The following is a 703-nucleotide window of genomic DNA, read 5'->3' as shown; positions in this document are numbered from 1 at the left end:
ATATAATGCAAATTTTAACACCTTAGCATACGATGAAACAATTTTACCACAAGAATTAGAATGTTGCTATAATGAATTTAAATATTACAAAGAAGATAATGAAATAGCCGCATTAGGTTGGGCGGTAAGTTATAATCTTCAAGTATTATGGCAAAATAGTCCTAAAATCGATACAATACAAAATTATCAACTCCCTATAAAACAAAATAAACCTAGCAATCCCCAAGCAGAGCAAAAACTAAAAGAAATACAAGATTTTTTACAAAGTAAAGGCATAGAACCTCTTATTTTGTATTATACTCCTTATCCAAAAACTACAGAAACAAAAGAAGCAAAAAGATTAAGGCAAAATGCTGAACGTTTTTCTCATTGCATACAAGAAAATGAGGTAAGAGAACAAAAACGTCCTATTAAATTTTTTACCACTCTTGATTGGGATAGATTTTATATGAAATTTCCATTAGTAAAAAATTTAAGTGAAAAACTTTATACAAAAAAAGATATCTATACTCAAAATTTTGCAAAGCAAATAGAAATAATCTTACAAAAAACTCATAATATTTTAACATTAAAAGTTTATGATAGTTTTGATTTTTTAGATCAAAGCCATGAATTTGATGATGAGGGAAATCTTATCAAGCTAGGACAACCTGTTGGGGCTTGGGATTTTAATGAAAAGAGTTTTAGTATTTGGGGGTCTATT

1 pseudogene is annotated in these 703 nt (G+C 27.9%); it reads left to right on the top strand.

Annotated elements, in window-relative coordinates:
* Positions 1-703: pseudogene (locus tag CQA75_RS08940) on the top strand (hypothetical protein); the annotation flags it as partial.

Origin of the sequence: Campylobacter taeniopygiae (assembly GCF_005406225.1) — a bacterium.
Lineage (GTDB): Bacteria > Campylobacterota > Campylobacteria > Campylobacterales > Campylobacteraceae > Campylobacter_D > Campylobacter_D taeniopygiae.
This window is presented reverse-complemented; position numbering and strand designations above follow the sequence as displayed.